Source organism: Pseudoalteromonas sp. NZS100 (assembly GCF_015864815.1).
Classification (GTDB): domain Bacteria; phylum Pseudomonadota; class Gammaproteobacteria; order Enterobacterales; family Alteromonadaceae; genus Pseudoalteromonas; species Pseudoalteromonas distincta.
This window is the reverse complement of sequence record NZ_JADYWM010000015.1, coordinates 69198-88332: the sequence shown is the minus strand read 5'-3', so window position 1 is coordinate 88332 and position 19135 is coordinate 69198. Positions and strand designations below refer to the sequence as shown.

General features: G+C 38.9%; 15 protein-coding genes and 1 riboswitch. Of the genes, 9 read left to right on the top strand and 6 right to left on the bottom strand.

Annotated elements, in window-relative coordinates:
• Positions 1 to 3: 3 nt before the first annotated feature.
• Complete coding sequence (locus I6E69_RS15080) at positions 4 to 1275, bottom strand: hypothetical protein (protein ID WP_197121581.1); 1272 nt, start codon at positions 1273 to 1275, stop codon at positions 4 to 6.
• Between the two features lie 222 nt (positions 1276 to 1497).
• Between I6E69_RS15080 and nhaD the strand changes: the two genes are divergently transcribed.
• Together nhaD and lysC are read left to right on the top strand one after the other, a co-directional pair.
• Positions 1498 to 2745 (top strand): sodium:proton antiporter NhaD, encoded by a 1248-nt coding sequence (gene nhaD, locus I6E69_RS15075; RefSeq protein ID WP_197121580.1) that lies wholly within the window; start codon positions 1498 to 1500, stop codon positions 2743 to 2745.
• Positions 2746 to 2846: 101 nt separating this feature from the next.
• A riboswitch (Lysine riboswitch) is annotated at positions 2847 to 3019 on the top strand.
• Between the two features lie 75 nt (positions 3020 to 3094).
• Positions 3095 to 4486: a lysine-sensitive aspartokinase 3 gene (gene lysC, locus I6E69_RS15070; RefSeq protein ID WP_149602448.1), complete on the top strand. Its 1392-nt coding sequence runs from the start codon at positions 3095 to 3097 to the stop codon at positions 4484 to 4486.
• A gap of 59 nt (positions 4487 to 4545) precedes the next feature.
• Here the strand turns inward: lysC and I6E69_RS15065 are convergent, their stop codons facing one another.
• Entirely contained in the window at positions 4546 to 5304 is a 759-nt protein-coding gene (locus I6E69_RS15065) for a 4'-phosphopantetheinyl transferase superfamily protein (RefSeq protein WP_197121579.1), read from the bottom strand.
• A gap of 141 nt (positions 5305 to 5445) precedes the next feature.
• On the opposite strand from I6E69_RS15065, the gene I6E69_RS15060 reads away from it, so the two are divergent.
• Positions 5446 to 6768, top strand: coding sequence for a sodium-dependent transporter (locus I6E69_RS15060; RefSeq protein ID WP_197121578.1), 1323 nt, complete (start codon positions 5446 to 5448; stop codon positions 6766 to 6768).
• 93 nt (positions 6769 to 6861) lie between these two features.
• Here the strand turns inward: I6E69_RS15060 and I6E69_RS15055 are convergent, their stop codons facing one another.
• Together I6E69_RS15055 and I6E69_RS15050 are read right to left on the bottom strand one after the other, a co-directional pair.
• Positions 6862 to 7842, bottom strand: coding sequence for a 2-hydroxyacid dehydrogenase (locus tag I6E69_RS15055; protein WP_197121577.1), 981 nt, complete (start codon positions 7840 to 7842; stop codon positions 6862 to 6864).
• An 88-nt stretch (positions 7843 to 7930) separates the two neighbouring features.
• Positions 7931 to 8491, bottom strand: a complete 561-nt coding sequence (locus I6E69_RS15050) for a glutathione peroxidase (RefSeq protein ID WP_197121576.1) — start codon at positions 8489 to 8491, stop codon at positions 7931 to 7933.
• Positions 8492 to 8612: 121 nt separating this feature from the next.
• On the opposite strand from I6E69_RS15050, the gene I6E69_RS15045 reads away from it, so the two are divergent.
• Positions 8613 to 9494 (top strand): NAD(P)-dependent oxidoreductase, encoded by an 882-nt coding sequence (locus tag I6E69_RS15045; protein WP_197121575.1) that lies wholly within the window; start codon positions 8613 to 8615, stop codon positions 9492 to 9494.
• Positions 9495 to 9768: 274 nt separating this feature from the next.
• On the opposite strand, the gene sbcB is transcribed toward I6E69_RS15045, so the two are convergent.
• A complete protein-coding gene (sbcB, locus tag I6E69_RS15040) occupies positions 9769 to 11220 on the bottom strand; it encodes an exodeoxyribonuclease I (protein WP_197121574.1) in 1452 nt (483 codons plus the stop codon).
• Between the two features lie 1375 nt (positions 11221 to 12595).
• Here sbcB and I6E69_RS15035 point away from each other — a divergent pair.
• From I6E69_RS15035 to I6E69_RS15020, 4 genes are all read left to right on the top strand, one after another.
• Entirely contained in the window at positions 12596 to 13231 is a 636-nt protein-coding gene (locus I6E69_RS15035) for a hypothetical protein (protein WP_197121573.1), read from the top strand.
• Between the two features lie 488 nt (positions 13232 to 13719).
• Entirely contained in the window at positions 13720 to 14466 is a 747-nt protein-coding gene (locus tag I6E69_RS15030; protein ID WP_197121572.1) for a hypothetical protein, read from the top strand.
• 1313 nt (positions 14467 to 15779) lie between these two features.
• Positions 15780 to 16199, top strand: a complete 420-nt coding sequence (locus I6E69_RS15025) for a hypothetical protein (protein ID WP_197121571.1) — start codon at positions 15780 to 15782, stop codon at positions 16197 to 16199.
• A gap of 269 nt (positions 16200 to 16468) precedes the next feature.
• On the top strand, positions 16469 to 17719 hold the full coding sequence (locus tag I6E69_RS15020) for a sodium:proton antiporter (RefSeq protein WP_197121570.1): 1251 nt from the start codon (positions 16469 to 16471) through the stop codon (positions 17717 to 17719).
• Between the two features lie 76 nt (positions 17720 to 17795).
• On the opposite strand, the gene I6E69_RS15015 is transcribed toward I6E69_RS15020, so the two are convergent.
• A complete protein-coding gene (locus I6E69_RS15015; RefSeq protein WP_197121569.1) occupies positions 17796 to 18344 on the bottom strand; it encodes a hypothetical protein in 549 nt (182 codons plus the stop codon).
• Positions 18345 to 18722: 378 nt separating this feature from the next.
• Between I6E69_RS15015 and I6E69_RS15010 the strand changes: the two genes are divergently transcribed.
• The gene (locus tag I6E69_RS15010) at positions 18723 to 19130 is read left to right on the top strand and encodes a hypothetical protein (RefSeq protein ID WP_024609350.1); all 408 of its coding nucleotides are present in this window, start codon (positions 18723 to 18725) and stop codon (positions 19128 to 19130) included.
• The last annotated feature ends 5 nt before the right edge of the window (positions 19131 to 19135 follow it).

Genomic DNA, 19135 nt, shown 5'->3' with positions numbered 1-19135 from the left:
GGTTTATTTACCTGCCTTTTGATCTGGCTGAGGCTCTGAATTAAATGGATATAAAGAAAAGTGCTGACCGGCAATTTTTACGCGGGCTTTTTCATCGCTTTGAATTATTTTAATATCGCTGTCGCTGACCAATTTTTGATACAAAAATAGCATTTCGTCGGCATCGAGATCTGGATAGCTTTCGTCTAAAAATTGCAGCAAGGGCTGCGGCTTTTTGCGTTTTTTATTAAAGCGCTTAGCAAAGCTGGTTTTAACATCGTTGTAGTCAGGAATATTAGGTGTAACAAATGCAGGCACGTCTTGCTGGTCAGGCAATTGGTATTCTTCGTGTTCAAATTCAACCAAGCTTGCCATGTAAGCCACAATATGGCGTTGCTGACCAAGCGAATATCGCTGCGCGTCGCTTACAAAATGTGGTTGCACAGCACTTAGCATATTGTCTACGCCATTTTTACGTACAAGCCCAAGTACTTTGGCTGCTTGGCGAGTAATTAAGTTATTACGGCGTAGCTCCTCGCGCAGTGGCATAAGCATATCGGCACTTTTACGTAAGCTTTCTCGGCCCATTAAATGCATTTCGAGTATACGGGTACGTAATTGCTCCAGCATGCGTTTGTCGGTATACGCTTTACCTGAGCGCTCAATGTGCAGTATTTGCTTACTTATTTGCTCTTCAATGAGGGTAAAACATGCATGAAACTCACCACGAATATCAACCATTTCAAGCATTGGCTCTATGTATTCATCAAAGGCTTCTATTACCGCTTTATAACGCTTTTGCAGCGATTGCACTGCATTATTTGATTTGGCTTGTTCAACAATATTTAAAATAGCGTTTTCGTTGTGCGTATAGAGCTTCATTATTTTACGCACCCGATCATCCATAATGCGGCTGTAGCGGCGTAAATCGTCAAAGTCTTCTATTTCGCCAGCGTTATCTAGGCGGTTACCTAAACGAGCTAGGTCCTCTACTAATACGCTAATTTCTTGCGCTAAACCTAAATGCTCTTCTTGCAGTAAAAAAGTAGCAAAATCAGCAATAGCACGATTTATTTCAAGCTGAGAGGATTTAGCCAGTGGAATTAAAATATCTTGGTTTAACAAACGATTTGTTTCTTTATAAATGCGTTCGTTTGACCACGTAGGCTGCTTTTGCTTAATCGCGTTTTGTACGTCTTTTAGGCTAAAGTCAGCCATTTTAAAACGTTTAAATAATAGCTCTAATACACCCCAATGTTCGGTTATGGTGTTTAGCAGCTTTTTAGCTGGGATCATAAGGGGTTACAACATCCTAGTATTTTATTATTGAGTTCTTTTAGAAGACTCATTATTACGTATTTTTAATTAACCTTGTCTGTATATAGTATTCGTTTTTAAGACCATTTAATAATAGTTTTTGCATAGAGGCAGTGCTAAAATTCGCGCCGAAAATAGGCACATGAAATGGAATGTTATTTGTGTGTTCTTTAAAACTATATCAAAGGTTGTTTAACTACCATGGTTTCCTCGATTATTCTAACCCTGATAGCGATTGCATTTTTACTGATCGTTATAGAAGATATAATCCACGTAAATAAAGCTAAAACCACGCTGTTTTTTGGTACGCTTTGCTGGATTCTTCTTTTTATATACCCCCTACACGGGCAAAGCCCCGATACGATTCAACATCTTTTAAATGAAAATATTTTAGAAATTGCCTCATTATGGCTATTTTTAATGGCTGCAATGACCTTTGTAGCGTATTTAAATTCAAAGGGGTTTATAGAAAATATTGTGCACCGTGTTATGCCAAAAAGTATTAGCGAAAAAAAGCTCATGTTTTTGGTGGGTGGATTTGCATTTTTGTTTTCGTCGATTTCAGACAACGTAACAGCGACGCTTATATCGCTTGCGGTTGTTATGTCGTTAAAACTTGAACCTAAAAAGCTCGTTAAATACGCCACGCTTATTGTGTTTGGGGTTAACTCAGGTGGGGTATCGTTAATAACCGGTGACGTAACCACACTAATGATATTTTTAGATGGCAAAGTAACCATTGCTCATTTATTACTACTTATAGCGCCAGCACTTGCAAGCGTTATGCTGCTTGCCGCGTTACTGTCTATCGGTATGAAAGGGCGTGTTGAGTTTGCTAGTGCAGGTAAAACCCGCATTGAAAAAACCGACATAACCATTGCTGTTATATTTTTATCTACCGTAGTGAGCACACTTACGCTGAGTGTAATTTACAGCGTACCGCCTCTATTAACCTTTTTGTTTGGCTTATCAGTGATGTTTTTAGTGGCGCAATTTTTAATGCGCAAAAAAGACATAAACAAAGACATAATCGATTTTGTTCGCGATATAGAATACGACACATTATTGTTTTTTGTAGGTGTACTTTTACTTGTAGGCGCACTTAAAGAAATTGGTATGTTGAGTAAATTTACCGACCTATACACGGTAATGGCACCTGAGTACGCAAACTACTTAATGGGCATATTATCAGCAGGGGTCGATAACGTACCGCTTACCGCTGCATTATTAAAAGCCGATATAGTAATGAGCCAACAACACTGGTTGTCGTTTACGTATGCAACGGGCGTGGGCGGTTCAATGCTTATTATTGGGTCGGCTGCGGGCATTATTGCCATGAGTAAAGTTAAAGCGCTTACCTTTATGAGCTACTTGCGTTTATCGCTACATTTATTAATTTGTTACACGGTTGGATATGCGGGCTCGTATTACATGGGCAGTTTTATTTAACTCATAAATTATTAAATGCTTGACAGCTAGACGTCTAAACGATAACTTTCAAAGCCCCGCTACTTAGTGGGGTTTTGTTTTATTAGCCACTGGTTAATAAAGCATTCAGAAGAGGTGCGATACTTAGGTACTTAATGTTAGGCGACGAAAGCCGATGATCATTAAGGAGGGAAGTACTCGCCGAGGAAAATAATGGTACGTCGTCATTGTTTTTCGGTTTATGGGGCTGAATCCTCAAAACTGTCACCAATATAGGTGGAGAGCTTCTGGCAGTGGACTTATCTTCAAGCATTCCTTTGCCAAGTTCTTCTTGTTTTATTGCGGTTTGGATACCGCGAAAGGAGACTAAATGACTACCCAATCAGTGCCACAAACAGTATCAGGCGCAAAATCAGATTACATCGTTGCCAAATTTGGCGGAACCAGTGTTGCAAATTTTGAAGCGATGAGTCGCTGTAGCGAAATTATTGTTGCAGATAAAAGCGTACGTATTGTTGCCGTGAGCGCCAGTGCCGGCGTAACTAATCACTTAGTTGCACTGTGTAAATCAAGCATTACCTCAAGTGAGCGCCAAGAACACATAAACGGCGTGCTTGCTATTCAACAAACTATTTTAGATGAATTATCGCTAGATGCCGATTTAGCGGTTGGCTTTAACGAAACCTTAAAAGCATTTCAAACATTGGCTCAAGAGCCACTAACAACCGATCAGCAACACGACGAGCTACTTAGCTTTGGTGAGCGTTTATCGTCGTATTTGTTTGCTCAGGTACTGCGTTTACAAGGTTTAAATGCCGATCGCTTTGATGTGCGCAAGGTGCTTAAAACCGACAGCCAATTTGGCAAAGCAACGCCCAATGTTGCAGCCACAGCGCAAGCTGCTAAAGAGCATTTAATTCCGTTATTAGACGCTCAAGTAATTGTAACTCAGGGATTTATTGGTAGTGACGAATACGGCCAAACCACAACGCTAGGACGAGGTGGTTCAGACTATAGCGCTGCATTACTAGCAGAGGCGATTAACGCTAAAAGCGTGCATATTTGGACCGATGTAGTGGGCATTTTTAGCACCGACCCGCGTTTGTGCGCAAAAGCGACGCCTATTGCACGCTTAAGTTTTGACGAAGCCGCTGAAATGGCAACCTTTGGCGCAAAAGTATTACACCCAGCAACTATCTTACCAGCGAGCCGTAGCCACATTAACGTGTTTGTAGGTTCTAGCCGCGAGCCAGAGCGTGGCGGTACGTGGATTGAGCGCGAAAAATCGCAGCAACCAGGTATACGCGCAGTAACGCAACGTAAAAACCAAATATTGCTTACGCTTAAAAGCCCAGAAATGCTCCTAGCAAGCGGCTTTTTAGCACGCGTATTTACACTATTAAGTGAATACAATATATCGGTAGATTTGGTAACCACATCAGAAATCAGTGTAGCTATAACCCTTGATAACGCGCAAAACGCCTCGCGCCCAGAGCTTGATCAAGAATGCCTAGATAAGCTTGCAGAGTTTTGCCATGTTTCGGTAGAAAACAACCTAACATTGGTGGCACTTATTGGCTCTGAGATTCAATTACGCCAACACGAAATGAACTTAATGAGTGTGCTAAAAGATTTTAACATTCGATTAATTTGTCACGGTGCTAGTAAGCACAACCTGTGCTTTTTAGTAGAGCAAACTGAGTCAGATAACGTAGTACAGTCTATCCATAGCCGTTTATTAGAAAACGATTTTGCTGCGTAAGTAACTGTTATTCAGGATAATCACCTAGTAAAGTTAACTAGTAAAGTCACTTAATAAAGTTACTTAACAAAATCAGTTAATAAAAAGCATCGCCAGTCGATGCTTTTTCTATGCACCACACTCACATCAAAACAAACATTACTGTCACTGCTATCAGCTACAGTAACGCGATTACTGCAAGCACTCAGCTTTGCACTATGTAATTCGTCAAACACATTGGGGCTAAGTAATTTTGCAATAGGGCGGCTGGTGGCTTTAGCAAGTGACTCTTTTAATGTCCAAATTCTAAAAAACGTATCTGCTTGGGCTTGGGTATTAGTAGGCTCGGTAATAAGTGTAATTTCATCATTATGATAAAAATGCTTAGCGAGCTTTTCAAACGGGCGCTTTAGGCTTACTTTTTCAATATCAAACCCAAACTCACTTTTATCAAAATTTAGCGCGACCCCAACTAAACCATGCGAGTGCGAAATACAGGTATTAATAACATCACCATTTACGTGTATTTGCAGCTTTGAGCTTGCCTCGTCAAATTCGGTACTTATTTTATTAAGGGCTACGTGCGCATGTTGCGGCTGCGTTACTTTAATAAGGTGTTTTAACAATAACCGCGTAGCTAAATACTCTTGCTTAGCTTGTGGGCTTTTACGGCAGTTTATAATGTTTAACTCAAACGGGCTTAAGCAATCGGGCAAATTAAAGTCACTAAGCTCAAGTGTTTTAGCATTAAATAATAAAATGCTGTTACTCGCTAAAGACAAATTTGCCAATTGAGTTGAAGTAATACTCAAGGCGTTTTTAAAATAGTGTTCAGTCATAAAAGCCCTAAAGCAAAAGAAGTCGCTGATATTGTGAACGGTTAACGCCACTAATAAAGGCTGGGTACAATTTTATTACTCAGCTGGCATGAAATATGGTTTAATTCACAATAATCAAAATAATAACAGATTTGTAGATGTATGGCACAAGTGCGTGATGGGTTTCAAAGCCGACTTGGTTTTGTTTTAGCCGCTGCTGGCGCAGCAGTGGGTTTGGGTAATATTTGGGGTTTTCCTACGCAAGCGGCCAACCATGGCGGCGGTGCTTTTTTACTGGTTTATTTTATTGTTATATTTTTACTTGCGCTTCCTGCGCTGTATACCGAACTTTATTTAGGTCACAAAGCACAAGCTAACCCGGTAAAAGCATTGGGCGATGCATGGCAAAACACTAGCCGTAAAGTAGGTGCAGCAGCCGGTTACATAGGCCTTGCAGGCGCAGTTGTTATGCTAAGTTTTTATTCAATAGTGGCAGGGTGGATGCTTTCGTACGCTATTGAACCCATAACAACCTTTTTTGGGTTTACAGGCGCAAGCGAGTTTTTACATAGCGACTCAGTGCTGCGTAATTTTGTATTTACGCCGCTTATGCTTATTTTAACTGCCAGTATTATTTTAAAAGGGGTTAAGTCGGGAATCGAAACCTGGTCGCGCCGTTTAATGCCACTGTTACTTGTGCTGCTAGTTGGTTTAATTGCCTACATTGCAACACTCGAAGGCGCAAGCGAAGGTTTTGCCGCGTATTTAATACCTGATTTTAGCCAGATACTCGACCCTAATTTAATTATTGCCGCAATGGGGCAAGCGTTCTTTTCGCTCTCACTAGGTGTGGGTTGTATGATGATTTACGGCTCGTATTTACAGCCAGATGCTAATTTACCAAAGCTCACAGCAGGTGTTGCACTACTTGATACTGGCGTTGCTTTTTTAGCGGGATTACTTATTATTCCTGCTATTTATGTGGCGCAGCACAACGGTGTTGAAGTATTTAGTGGCGGTAAACTGATTGGCGAAGGGCAACTAATTTTTGCTATTTTACCTGAGCTATTTAGCACCATGGGCGAAATTGGTTTATTAGTTGGTTTATTGTTTTTTGTATTAATGTCTATTGCATCGGTTACGTCAACTATATCGACGACTGAAATTCCGGTAGCGTTTTTAGTCGAAAACCACAACGTTAGTCGCACTAAAGCAACATGGGCAGTGAGCGCCGTTGTACTTGTGTGTGCAAGCGCAATTATATTAAATTTTGATTGGTTATTTGGCTTAGTTATTATGCTATTTACCCAATACCAATTACCGCTTATGGGCTTGTTTTACTTTATTACGGTAGGTTGGATGTGGCAGCGTGGTAATAAATTACATCAAGCAACAACCGGCGTACATTACTGGTTTGCTCAGTATATTCGTTTTGTTTGCCCAATATTAATGACCTTAGTATTTGCAAACGTCGCGTTTGGCTAAGCTCTATTTAAAGTGAATTTTTAAACAAAAAAGCGAATAGGGCTCACCTTATTCGCTTTTTTTATGCCTGTTATTTAGGTATAGCCAAGAACTTTATAAAACCTCATTAGTTAAAGGTTTACCTTCATTTACTTCAAGCGCGTTTAGTAGGGTTGTGTTTGCTATTTCGGTTAGTGCTTCTTGGGTAAAAAAGCCCTGATGCCCCGTTACTAATACATTTTTAAAGCTCACTAAGCGCGAAAATATATCGTCTTGGTTTATTTCGTCGCTGTGGTTTTTAAAAAACAGCTCCGACTCTTGCTCGTAAACGTCGAGCCCCAAGTACCCTAATTTTTTAGTTTTAAGCGCATTTATGCATGCTTTGCTATCAAGCAGTGCGCCTCGTGAGGTGTTAATAAGCATAACGCCGGTTTTCATTTTACTAAACGCCTCGTCATTTATTAAATGATGAGTTTGTTCCGTTAGAGGGCAATGCAAAGAAATCACATCGCTTTGGCTAAGTAAGGTGTCTATATCGGTAATTGTATAATTACCTGGTTTTGCATAAGGGTCGCACACTAATACTTTAGCGCCAAAGCCATTTAAAATGTTGCACAGCGCAAGGCCAATTTTACCGCAACCTACAATACCCACGGTTTTATTGTGCAAGTTAAAACCAAGCAATCCGTTTAAATCAAAGTTGTCTTCGCGTACGCGGTTATACGCTTTATGGGTTTTACGGCTAAGCGTCAGCATAAGTGCAATACAATGCTCGGCTACTGCTTCTGGGCTGTATGCTGGTACGCGTAATACTTTAATTTTATGTGCTTTTGCTGCAGGTAAATCAACATTATTAAATCCTGCACAACGCAGCAAAATAGTATTTATGCCTTGGCTTGCCAGTTGTTCAATAACCGTGGCGTTTACAGTGTCGTTTACAAATACGCATATGGCATCAAACCCGTTTGCTAAAATAGCCGTTTGTTCGCTCAGGGATTGCTCAAAATACGTTATTTTTATATCACGGTGATCGCGTGTACTTTGTTCAAAAAAAGGCAGTTCGTACTTTTGTGTACTAAAAAAAGCAATGTTCATGGTAATAGCCTCGACGCTTAATAAGTATCAATACAATAAACTACTTTATAAACCTGTGCTTTAGTAACACGCATTTTATTGATTTAAATTAAGCCTTAGCTGGCGTAAACAAAGGTATTTTTGATGCTACCTTTTTACCACCTCTTGCTGCGCTTAACTTAGCTGCTTGCAGTAAGTTATTTTCTATTACTTGTTTAAGCGTTTCGGGCTTAGTACGCGGTGCATAGCGTGCAACAAGTTGCCCTTGTGAATTAATTAAAAACTTAGTGAAATTCCACTTAATTGCACGGTTTTGCGAAATACCCCGCGTATGCGACTTTAAATAATTAAACAACGGATGTGTTTCTGGCCCGTTTACCATTACCTTACCAAATACCTCAAACGAGATATTAAATTGATCTTGGTAAAAGTCTTTAATGGCTAAATTATCAAGCGGCTCATTTTGGCCAAACTGGTTACACGGAAACGCAAGCACAGTAAAACCATTGCTTTTGTATTGCTGATAGAGCTTTTCGAGTGCGTTTAATTGCACCGAAAAATTACATTTACTCGCTGTATTAACAATAAGGACGGTTTTGCCCTGTAACTGGCTAAGAGGAAAATTTTCGCTGTTATAAAGTGGTGCATTAAATTGATAAATACTGTCCATAGGTTACCTACTTACCTTTCCCGTTAAGGAAATTTTATAAAGACTTTCATTCGCTTTTTTATCGACCGGTTGACATAATCGAGGTCTAGTTTCTAAGTTATCAGTTAAATAGGTCATTTTTATGTCAATGAAAGTCGCATTTATAGGTTTAGGCGTAATGGGTTACCCAATGGCGGGGCATTTAGCAAAAGCAGGGCACAGCGTATGCGTTTATAACCGTACTCAAGCTAAAGCACAAACGTGGACTGCAGAATTCTCAGGAAGCTTTGCACCAACCCCGCGCGAAGCTGCCAGCAATGCCGACATTGTATTTATGTGTGTTGGTAACGATGACGATTTACGCTCAGTAGTGTATGGCGACGATGGCGTGTTAGCGGGCATGTTACCGCACACTATTTTGGTTGATCACACCACAACCTCTGCCGAAGTAGCACGCGAAGTGGCTGCAAAAGCGGCTCTGCAAAATATCGACTTTATAGATGCGCCTGTATCGGGCGGACAAGCTGGCGCCGAAAACGGCGTATTAACGGTTATGGCGGGTGGCAGCGAAGCCGTATTTGCTAAAGTGCAGCCAGTTATTGCGGCGTTTAGTCGTTTTAGCCAACTGTTAGGCGGCGTTGGCTCGGGGCAACTTTGTAAAATGGTTAATCAAATATGTATTGCTGGCGCAGTGCAAGGTTTAGCCGAAGGCTTACATTTTGCCAAGCAAGCTGGGCTTGATGGCGAAAAAGTTATAGAAACCATTTCTAAAGGTGCAGCCGGTTCGTGGCAAATGGAAAACCGCTACAAAACAATGTGGGCGGGTGAATATGAGTTTGGTTTTGCCGTAGATTGGATGCGTAAAGATTTAGGTATTGCACTCGATGAAGCTAAAAACAACGGCGCTACTTTACCAATGACCGCAACGGTCGATCAATACTACGCCGACGTACAAGCACTCGGCGGCGGCAGATACGACACCTCAAGCTTACTAGCACGCATTGAAGCGCTGCATAAAAAGTAACGTTTACGTTGAGTATGTCGATGTAGACGCCAAGCTAGCGTGACGGGCAAAGTCCGTAAAGTAATTTACTCACAAAGAGGTTTAGAGGCGCTGCGCTTTTAGAGGAAGTAATAGATCTAAAATTTATTGTTTTTATGTCTTCTCATTTACTCCTCATTCGCTTCTCTTTGTGAAATAGATTTTGCTTTGTTTGAAGTGGTACAGATATTTATAAACAAAAACGCGACGCTTTATTGCTAAAGCGTCGCGTTTTTAATGCGTTATACAAACAAAATTACATGCTTTGTGCGTAGTTATACAACGCCTTTAAAATTGTAAGATTTTTTTCGCTGTCGTCATGTTCATGCGCTAGGTTTTCAAGGGTGATCATAAAATCTTGCGCATTAATCGACGGTTGATCTTCTCCGTGCATTAACTTGTTTTGGCAATACTGGCGCCATTGGTCAAGCTCTTGCTGGTTTAGCGTTTCAGGCCAGTTACGGGCGCGGTATCTAAACAATAACGTATTAAACTTTTTATCTTCAAAGTCTAACTTCAACCCAGCCAATTCATCTGGTTTAGCATCACGAATAATCGCAAATTTAGCTTTGTCAGCATGGCTTGTAAACCCATCGTAAAGTAAGTAGTCAACGTTAGTAGTTGCGCTGTAATCGCCTTGCTCGTTAAACACTTCGGTTACTTTATCGCGAAGGTCGGTATTGGCTTTTAAAATAGCTAAGTTAGCTAAGCACTGCTCGCGGTCAATCCCAAGGCGGGCGGCGTTTTCAGGCAATAATGTTTTAGCTGGGGCTAAAATAGGGCACTTGTTTAAATGCACCAGTTTTAAGCCAACAGGTAAATCGCCCTCGGCTAAATCAACACGTTTGGTGTATAAACGTTTGCGTAACTCTTCCACGTTTAAATCAATGAGTACTTGCGGGTTTTGGGTTAAATCAAAACAAATAACCGCGTTTTTATTAACCGGATGAAAGCTCATTGGTGCAACCCAGCTTGTACAGCCTTGTGTTGCAGGTATACGCGACGTGGTATGCACCAGCGGCGTCATGTTAAATACATCAACCAATTCAGCAAGGGCTTTTTTATTACGCAAACCAAAAAAGAAGGTATATAGCTTTGGCTGTTTTTCTTTTATTAGTTTAGCCAGTGCAATAGTGGCGGTTACATCGCTTAGTGCATCGTGCGCTGCGGCGTGTTCAATACCATTTGCTACTGTTAAGTGCTCTAGCTTAAAGCTTGGGCTGCCGTCTTCTTTTAACGGCCATTCAATGCCTTCAGGGCGCAGCGCGTAACAAGCGCGTACTAAATCAATAATATCCCAGCGGCTATTGTTATTTTTGTATTCACGCTCGTATGGGTCGTAAAAGTTACGGTAAAAGCTGTAACGACTTACTTCGTCATCAAACCGAATACTGTTATAACCGGCGACACAGGTGTTTGGTACGCTAAATTCGGCATGAATTTTTGCTATAAACTCAGCTTCAACTAAGCCTTTTTTCATCGCCACTTGTGGCGTAATACCCGTTATTAAACACGCCTCAGGGTGAGGTAAGTAATCCGCTTGCGGCTTACAATATTCAATAAGTGGCTCGCCAATAATATTTAAATCAAGATCGGTACGAATACCCGCAAATTGGCTCGGCTTATCCTTTTGAGGGCTCGCCCCCCAAGTCTCGTAGTCGTGCCAATAGATTGTTGCTTGATTCTCTTGATAGCTTTCATTATTCATTCTATGTCTTAGCCCTTTATATTTACGGGTTATTAGCGCTACTAAGTTTCTTTTTGTATTTTCGAGTTTCTTGTAATTGGCGCGTTGTGTGTATAGTTTCGTGTATCAATTTTTTGCTAACTGTGTATAAAAAATTAAATGGCAATCAGTGACACCAAATTAAGAAAGCTGCTAGGTAAAAATCAAACACTGTACGTATTATCGCATAGAGATAGTTTAAGTGTAAGGGTATCAGCTAAGGGGACTATTACTTGGCAATACCACTATCGTTTCAGGGTTCAGTACGCTGCAGGTACCGCCAACTAGAAAGGCTACGTAAAAGTCAGAGGTGGCATAAGCATAGGCCGTGCTTAAATGCACACTTGAAAACATATATAACGTAATGACTCAAACAAGCCTTAAAACTCGCCTAGTAGAATGGAGAAGGCAACTCAAAGGCACTACCGAAAAACTCAATGCTAAGGACAACACCAACGTCGACGAAGCGGATCTATCTTGGGCTTGTAGTAATAATTGTATGCCTATAGCGCCGAATTATTACTGGATATGGTGGGTTTTTCAAAATATAGTCTTGATGATTTAATAAACGATCTAAATAGTGGTGAAAGGGACGTGATAAACGGCCAAATTTACAAAGTAAGAGACCGCCAATGACAAGTATTAGACGCAGCAGCGCAATTTAAGCACGAAAAACGTTTAGCAATCGAGGCAACAGCTGAAACTATCAGCGCAAAAGATGGCTGTTGGTTATTCACCGACGAAGATTGGACCGAAACCCGCGAATTTATAAGCATGCAGGAAGAGGAAGGCGTACAACGCTTATTCCAACACGAAATAACAGAGGCCTAATCACCATTAGCGATTGGGAACTAGTAACTTTCATTAAATAGGGAGTGTTTCAGCAATTAGCAATAACGATTGGTGGACACTGGATTTTATGTCGTATAAAAGGAAATGACAATTTAAATTTCAAAAGTACTCATGCCAAAGGCATATATTAGTTGCCAGGACTTTTGTCAAAAGGCTATGCAGAAGATCAGCACTGCCTGTTTATTACTAAATTCGATAAGGCAAAGCCTAAACCCAATACGGTCAGTGTGGAAAAAGTAATAACAGCGTATTCGCCACCGAAATTTGCACTAGCTACCAGCAAGAACCCAACGGCGATGTATTTCAGTAGCTAATAGACTATATTCAAAAATTAGAAAATATATTTTCGCTGTTGGTACTTTAGATTAGCCTAGATTAGTATTAAGCGGTGTAGCAACGAGAATTAGTCATTGCGATTATTATGCACTAAACTAAAACGGACAAATGTAACCGTTAACTACTTAATTAGCTGGGACATATGTAAGTGATAAAATAAGGAGTTGATATGAATAAAGGCGTTGAGCTAGCAGCCGAATTAACTGAGGTCGCAGTTAAAAGTCAGCTACTAACAGGAATAGCTAAAGATATACCTTACGTGAGTACGTTGCTAAAAGCATGGAATTTGAGTGACTCTATTAGAGACCGTATGTTTGTAGTTAAAGTAATGCGCTTTTTAGAAACACTTGATGATGTTACGGGTAAAGAACGTGAAGATATGTCTAGCAAAATAAAGTATGTAAACCAAGATGACTTAAATAGCGCTACCGATAAAATTTTATTTTGCATTGAATCAATTACTGATATTGATAAGTCTGAATTTATAGCAAATATATTTATTGCCTTCATATATGAAAAAGTTAGCGAAAAAGATCTGCGCAGATTCATCGACATCATCCAAGTAACATTTTTAGATGAATTAAAAGACTATGTAACTTCTTTTTCTGATTGTACTTTTATAGCAGAAGAAGAACTAATTCGAGACGATATATTGTCTTTAACAGATACCCCACTTTTTACACATTATCGAGATGATCAGCTTGATAATATAAAAAAGTTGCTTTTTAAGGAAACTAATATTGGTTTTAAGTTCAGGGCAGCTTTTAATTTTGGTAAAGAAAAAAGAGAAGCTGAAAACTATTAATTGACAAAACACAGTTGAGACGATGATTTAATAAGTAACTCAAAGTGTTCAACTGATTTTAAATATGGCAATTTTAAAACTTAGTTGATAGGGGGTATAACCAGCGGCTAGTTATTTTTACATAACCAAAGACGGCCTAACCTTTTTAATAATGGACTCAAACCTAAAGAATGCTATATACGCGAGTTTAACTCTAAAAAACGTTTACAACTCTACGGTCACCCTACACAAGACAACACCCGATTTTCAGCCCCACTAGGTCAGACGAGTGATCAACTAGCAAAATATCAATTCACACAACCTAAAAAAGGACTACCTTTAAAGGTGACTATTATATAATTAAAAACTTTAAATCTTAAAAGAAGCTGACATGGAGTGTCGGCCTTTTTATGTCTTAAATTCATAGACTTTACATACAACAGAATGTATATAAATAAAATAATTATGAATATGGATTCAATGGAATGTTTAAAAGGCTAGATAAATACATGGATAATTTAAAATCTCCTTACTGGGAAGTTTATTTTTGGATCATCGTCATAGCTATCGGGATTGCTGGCACAGCTGTAATTTTTATTGACCCTATGGGCTTAGCGAGCAAATTTGGTAATGCAGGTAGCTTTTTAGGTGGTTTATTCACGATAGCGGCGGTAGTGATTGCAGTTATTACATACAAAACAAGTAAAAAAGAACACAGAAGAAATACATCTTTAAATTGGTTACTAGAGTTGGAACAGGGAATATTGCCGTTACTAGAGCAACAACTATCTACGGTAATAAATATGGCAGCTACTGCTATCAATCATTTACAATTCCCTCGAGATAATAGTGACATTAGCGAAGCTTGGTTGGAGCTTATTGAGAAACAAAACCAAAGTTTAAGAGTTTTAGGGATTAAACTCTCAATGTTAATTGGACGGCTTGAATATCTAAATTATGTAAATGTGAAATATTCTAACTATTTTACTGAGACACTGGAGTTGATTGACTACATTTTGTATTCTAGTAAAAAAAGTACAGGTATATTAAAAGAAAGAAAATCAGATAAATTTGAAAAAATAAAATTGAAGTTTTTATCTGAAATTGAAGCAAACGAATTACATAAAAAATATATCGTACCGATAACGTTTATAAACATTTTACCTTTCCCCGCAAAAATAGAGAGTTCAAATGAAGATGATATAAAGGAGTTGATCTTAGGTATTAGAAAATATATAGACTTAAAGTCTAATTAATTCGAGACGTTGTTCGCGAGGTAAATTTTTTATCAGTGCAGCGGCGAGTTGCACGGTGGTTTTACAAGGTGGATTTAAGGAGTGACCAAAAGACTGGGAATTCTAAACGCAGCCCCGTACTTTTTAGTGTTAGAACATTAGCAATATAAATTAACCACATGCGCGCTATGTTATCGTTGCTTTAGCTTCACAATTTGGACAAGTAACCCGCGCCATAATAACCACCAACCTTTAATAAATTTAACTGTCATTATACACAGTGGCTTTCTATGTGGTAAATAACCAATTAACTATTAACTGAGAATCAAAAACTAACATGTTCACTCCTTTTCGCCTTCCTTGTAAAAAATGCGTCAAAATGACAACCCCAGTGACACACCATTAATCGCTAGCCAGCACAATGAAAGGATCAGTGAGCATTAGCGATCCAAAAGTCAGGAGGGTTTAAAACTCATAGTGAGATTAACCTTCTTATATCTAACTTCCTATCAGCCTTTGATTTGGTATTCAATATAGATTGGCAATATACAAAATTATGTTTAGAAGAGGGTGACATCTTAATTTCTAGTTATGGTACGTTTATTGACCCAAAAGTTGATATTGAAGGGAATAATTGGGGCAATAGGGTTCCACTTTTAAACTCGTATCGTGAATTGGTTGCTTATATTGATAAACATGAGATTGATATAGGGTTTAGATATTTTGACTTTTGAGAATAAATTTTTACTATAGGGAATGTAATATTTATTACAGGAGTTGACCCACTTTTACGCTTAAAGGCAAGTAAAAGCGCTAGCTCCTAAGTAGCGCCTTGCTTTGGCTTCAAACTGGGAAATTTTAAAGCTGTTTTCAGCGCGTGCTACATCAGCGGCCATTTCTGCCGCTATGCGTTTACGCTCAACATAGCTGCCGCTTAAATCGGCTATTGGGTCAGTGATAAATGAAACCAGTGTTTTTAACCATCCTATTATTTAATCCCTCGTATAAATTTAAGAAAGCTTTTAGAGTCTTTGCTAAACGTTTGGTGCCTAAACAGCTGGTTTGGTGGATTAATGAAGTTGTAGTCAAAGGTTTTAAGTCTAAAGTTGTAAGTCAGTAGTTAAGTTACTGAAACGCACTCAATAAGTTTAAGTTTCGTTGGTTTTTTTTATAAATATCAATTTTCATAAATTAGTAATTTGGCATTAGACTAAAGTCTATAGGTTAGATTTATTCACTTATTAGGTTTGTTTTAATCGTTTGTCGGTTTTGTGTTAATTCTCTAAAGTTCAGTTGTCGGCAACAAGCACGGCTTAACCAACAGGACTACGACCATGAAACTTACTCTTATCAAAACTATCGCTCTTAGCTCACTACTTACATGTTCAGCTGCTGCAATGGCTGAGCAAAGTGATTACAAATTAATGGTTATTGAAACTGCCACAGCGCCACAGCCACTTGAGCAATCATTTAATAGCTGCGCACTGAATGTTAAGTCAAAAAATTACGCTGAGGCTGAAGCAATTTGTACTAAAGCAATCGCACTTTTAAAAGACGCAGATGGCCCTAAATTTAAAGTACGCCAACTTACGTCATTTGCATTAAGTAACCGTGGTGTTGCACGTTTAAAAGCGAATAATGACACTGCTGGCCTTGCTGATTTATACGAAGCAAACCAAATGTCTACAAGTACAATGGTATCGCATAACTTAACTCGCGCTAAAGAAGACTTATCTTTGATAAGCGCTTTATAAAATACTTACAAAAGTATGATATAAAATAGCGAGAGTAAAAAAGCCCATGTTAGGTTAATTCCTAACATGGGCTTTTTTGTTTTATTTAATGCGTAAGTTAATACCCTAAATATGTTAATAGAGTAGGGTGTGTATTTATAATTAATATTTTGGGTATGCTTGTTTAGGCTACGCGAATATAATGCGAGATAACCGTATAAAAAATAATAACCCTTCTGCTTTGCTTGTTTTGAGCAAGGTATCATTAAATAAATATTGAGATTTAAACCATGGCACCAGGAACCAGCCTAAGCGTACTTGAAATAAGTGCGATTTTTTTATCAATTACCGCGTTACTCACCTATGTAAACCATCGCTTTATTGGCTTGCCAACAACCATTGGCGTTATGGTTATTTCGATGCTTTTATCTATCGGCGCTATATTTTTGGGCTTTTTAGGGTTTGATGATCTTATAGATTACGAAGTGAGCTTACTCGATCAGTTAGATTTTACTGAAGTTTTGCTCGATGGCATGCTCTCTATGCTGCTGTTTGCTGGGGCGCTACATGTAAATGTTAGCGATTTAAGGCGCTATAAATTGCCAATAGGTATTTTGGCCTGTGTTGGTACGTTGCTATCAACGGTTATTATTGCCGGTGCGCTTTATTTAGTACTCCCTTTGCTCGGTTTTGATTTAGCGTTTATTTGGTGTTTACTATTTGGTGCATTAATTTCGCCAACCGATCCTATTGCGGTAATGGGTATTTTACAATCTGCGGGGGCGCCTAAAAGTATTGAAACCGTGATTGCGGGTGAATCGTTGTTTAACGATGGTATTGGCGTGGTTATTTTTGTGCTTTTATTGGGTGTTTTATCAAGTGGTGATATTCCTACAACTTATTATGTGGCGCACACGCTGGCGGTTGAAGCGGGTGGCGGTATTATTTTTGGTTTGGTATTAGGTGGTATTTTATATTACTTACTTAAAAGTATTGATAGTTACCAAGAAGAAGTACTACTTACTTTAGCGGGCGTTATTGGTGGCTATGCACTTGCAAGCCATTGGCATTTGTCGGGCCCACTTGCAATGGTAATGATGGGGTTAATGGTGGGCAATCATGGTCGTAGTATGGCTATGAGCGACAAAACACGCCATTACGTTGATTTATTTTGGGAACTGATTGACGAAATTTTAAATGCCATTTTATTTGTACTCATAGGGCTTGAAGTCGTCATGATTGCATTTTCGAGTAATTTGTTTATTGCTGGTGGCTTAACTATTTTTATCGCGTTACTCGCACGTTTAATTGTTGTGGGTATAACAACCACTACATTTAATAAGCAATTAGAGTTGCCATCTGGTGCGTGGAAAGTTTTAACCTGGGGTGGCTTGCGCGGTGGTATTTCGGTTGCATTGGTATTGCAATTACCTGATGGGAACGAGCGCGATATTTTGTTGGTTCTTACTTATGCGGTTGTGGTGTTTTCTATTTTAATTCAGGGTTTGAGTATTGGCAAAGTAGCCAAAACTATCCGTTAAATATAATTTTTTAAAAAGCGTGTGAAATAGCTGTATTTCACACGCTTTTTATTTTTCTTATAAAACAAAAGGGCAATTAAAACGTAAAACTGAGCTGCACACCGCTGTAAATATGTTCTTGTGCTTCCCAGTAGTCGCCATCTATTTGGCGTGCTCGAGTAAATACTTCTATTTTAAATGGCTTAAAGTGATAACCCGCACCTATACCTGCGTAGCCGTCTATGTCGTTGTTCGATTTTTCTATTTGGTAGGTGTTATCGCCCCTATCGTTTTTAAAGGCGAGTTCGAACAGATCTAAGCCAAGCTCGGCGTATATAAAAAAGTCATTAAAATAACCAAGCTTCATGCCGTTGTCCCACGTTATAAATTCTTCTTGCTCGCCTTGTTTATTATCGATTACTGCCGCGCCAATTGCGCTTGTAAAAACAACACCAAAGTTACTGTAATTTTGTTTAACCATCATTTCTACACCCGCAGATGTAATGCTGCTATCGCCATTAAATTCTGATTTTATAAACATACCGGTGTTAGGCATGTCATTACCGAGCAAAAGCCTTGCGTTAGCATTTTGGCTAAATGATAAAAGCGTGCTTAATAAAACAAAAAGAGAAAGTATGTGTTTCAAAAAAGTTAACCCATTAATGATGAAAAGTTACCAGAGCTGTAATTATAAATACATGACTTAGTATTGCATGTAATTAAATGTATAAATTTGTTTGATAGTTACTCAGCTATGCCAAAGTAAGGTGTTTAAAATAAAACCAACTAAAAAAAAGCATAAATAATTATATACATTTTAAAACGTAAAGTAGCGATTTTAGGCACGATTGTTGATGCGTAAGTTATTTAAATATATAGAAAAAGTTTAAACGTATTAGACTAAGGTCTATAGGTTAATTTTCTTCACTTATTAGGTTTGTTTTAATCGTTTGTCGGAGTTGTGTTAATTCTCTAAAGTTCAGTTGTCGGCAACAAGTACGACTTAACTTACAGGAAATTAATCATGAAATTTACACTTATCAAAACTATCGCTCTTAGCTCACTATTAACATGTTCAGCTGCTGCAATGGCTGATCAAAGTGATTACAAATTAATGGTTATTGAAACTGCAACAGCGCCACAGCCACTTGAGCAATCATTTAATAGCTGCGCACTAAATGTTAAGTCAAAAAACTACGCTGAGGCGGAAGCAATTTGTACTAAAGCAATCGCACTTTTAAAAGACGCAGATGGCCCTAAATTTAAAGTACGCCAACTTACGTCATTCGCATTAAGCAACCGTGGTGTTGCACGTTTAAAAGCGCATAACGATACAGCTGCACTTGCTGATTTATACGAGGCATCAAAATTGTCTAACAGCTCAATGGTATCGCACAACTTATCTCGCGCTAAAGAAGAATTATCTCTATAAGGTCT

Bases quoted from the DNA above. Each gene is read 5' to 3' on its own strand.
- I6E69_RS15080 (WP_197121581.1), bottom strand. From the start codon at position 1,275: ATGATCCCAGCTAAAAAGCTGCTAAACACCATAACCGAACATTGGGGT.
- nhaD (WP_197121580.1), top strand. From the start codon at position 1,498: ATGGTTTCCTCGATTATTCTAACCCTGATAGCGATTGCATTTTTACTG.
- lysC (WP_149602448.1), top strand. From the start codon at position 3,095: ATGACTACCCAATCAGTGCCACAAACAGTATCAGGCGCAAAATCAGAT.
- I6E69_RS15065 (WP_197121579.1), bottom strand. From the start codon at position 5,304: ATGACTGAACACTATTTTAAAAACGCCTTGAGTATTACTTCAACTCAA.
- I6E69_RS15060 (WP_197121578.1), top strand. From the start codon at position 5,446: ATGGCACAAGTGCGTGATGGGTTTCAAAGCCGACTTGGTTTTGTTTTA.
- I6E69_RS15055 (WP_197121577.1), bottom strand. From the start codon at position 7,842: ATGAACATTGCTTTTTTTAGTACACAAAAGTACGAACTGCCTTTTTTT.
- I6E69_RS15050 (WP_197121576.1), bottom strand. From the start codon at position 8,491: ATGGACAGTATTTATCAATTTAATGCACCACTTTATAACAGCGAAAAT.
- I6E69_RS15045 (WP_197121575.1), top strand. From the start codon at position 8,613: ATGTCAATGAAAGTCGCATTTATAGGTTTAGGCGTAATGGGTTACCCA.
- sbcB (WP_197121574.1), bottom strand. From the start codon at position 11,220: ATGAATAATGAAAGCTATCAAGAGAATCAAGCAACAATCTATTGGCAC.
- I6E69_RS15035 (WP_197121573.1), top strand. From the start codon at position 12,596: ATGAATAAAGGCGTTGAGCTAGCAGCCGAATTAACTGAGGTCGCAGTT.
- I6E69_RS15030 (WP_197121572.1), top strand. From the start codon at position 13,720: ATGGATAATTTAAAATCTCCTTACTGGGAAGTTTATTTTTGGATCATC.
- I6E69_RS15025 (WP_197121571.1), top strand. From the start codon at position 15,780: ATGAAACTTACTCTTATCAAAACTATCGCTCTTAGCTCACTACTTACA.
- I6E69_RS15020 (WP_197121570.1), top strand. From the start codon at position 16,469: ATGGCACCAGGAACCAGCCTAAGCGTACTTGAAATAAGTGCGATTTTT.
- I6E69_RS15010 (WP_024609350.1), top strand. From the start codon at position 18,723: ATGAAATTTACACTTATCAAAACTATCGCTCTTAGCTCACTATTAACA.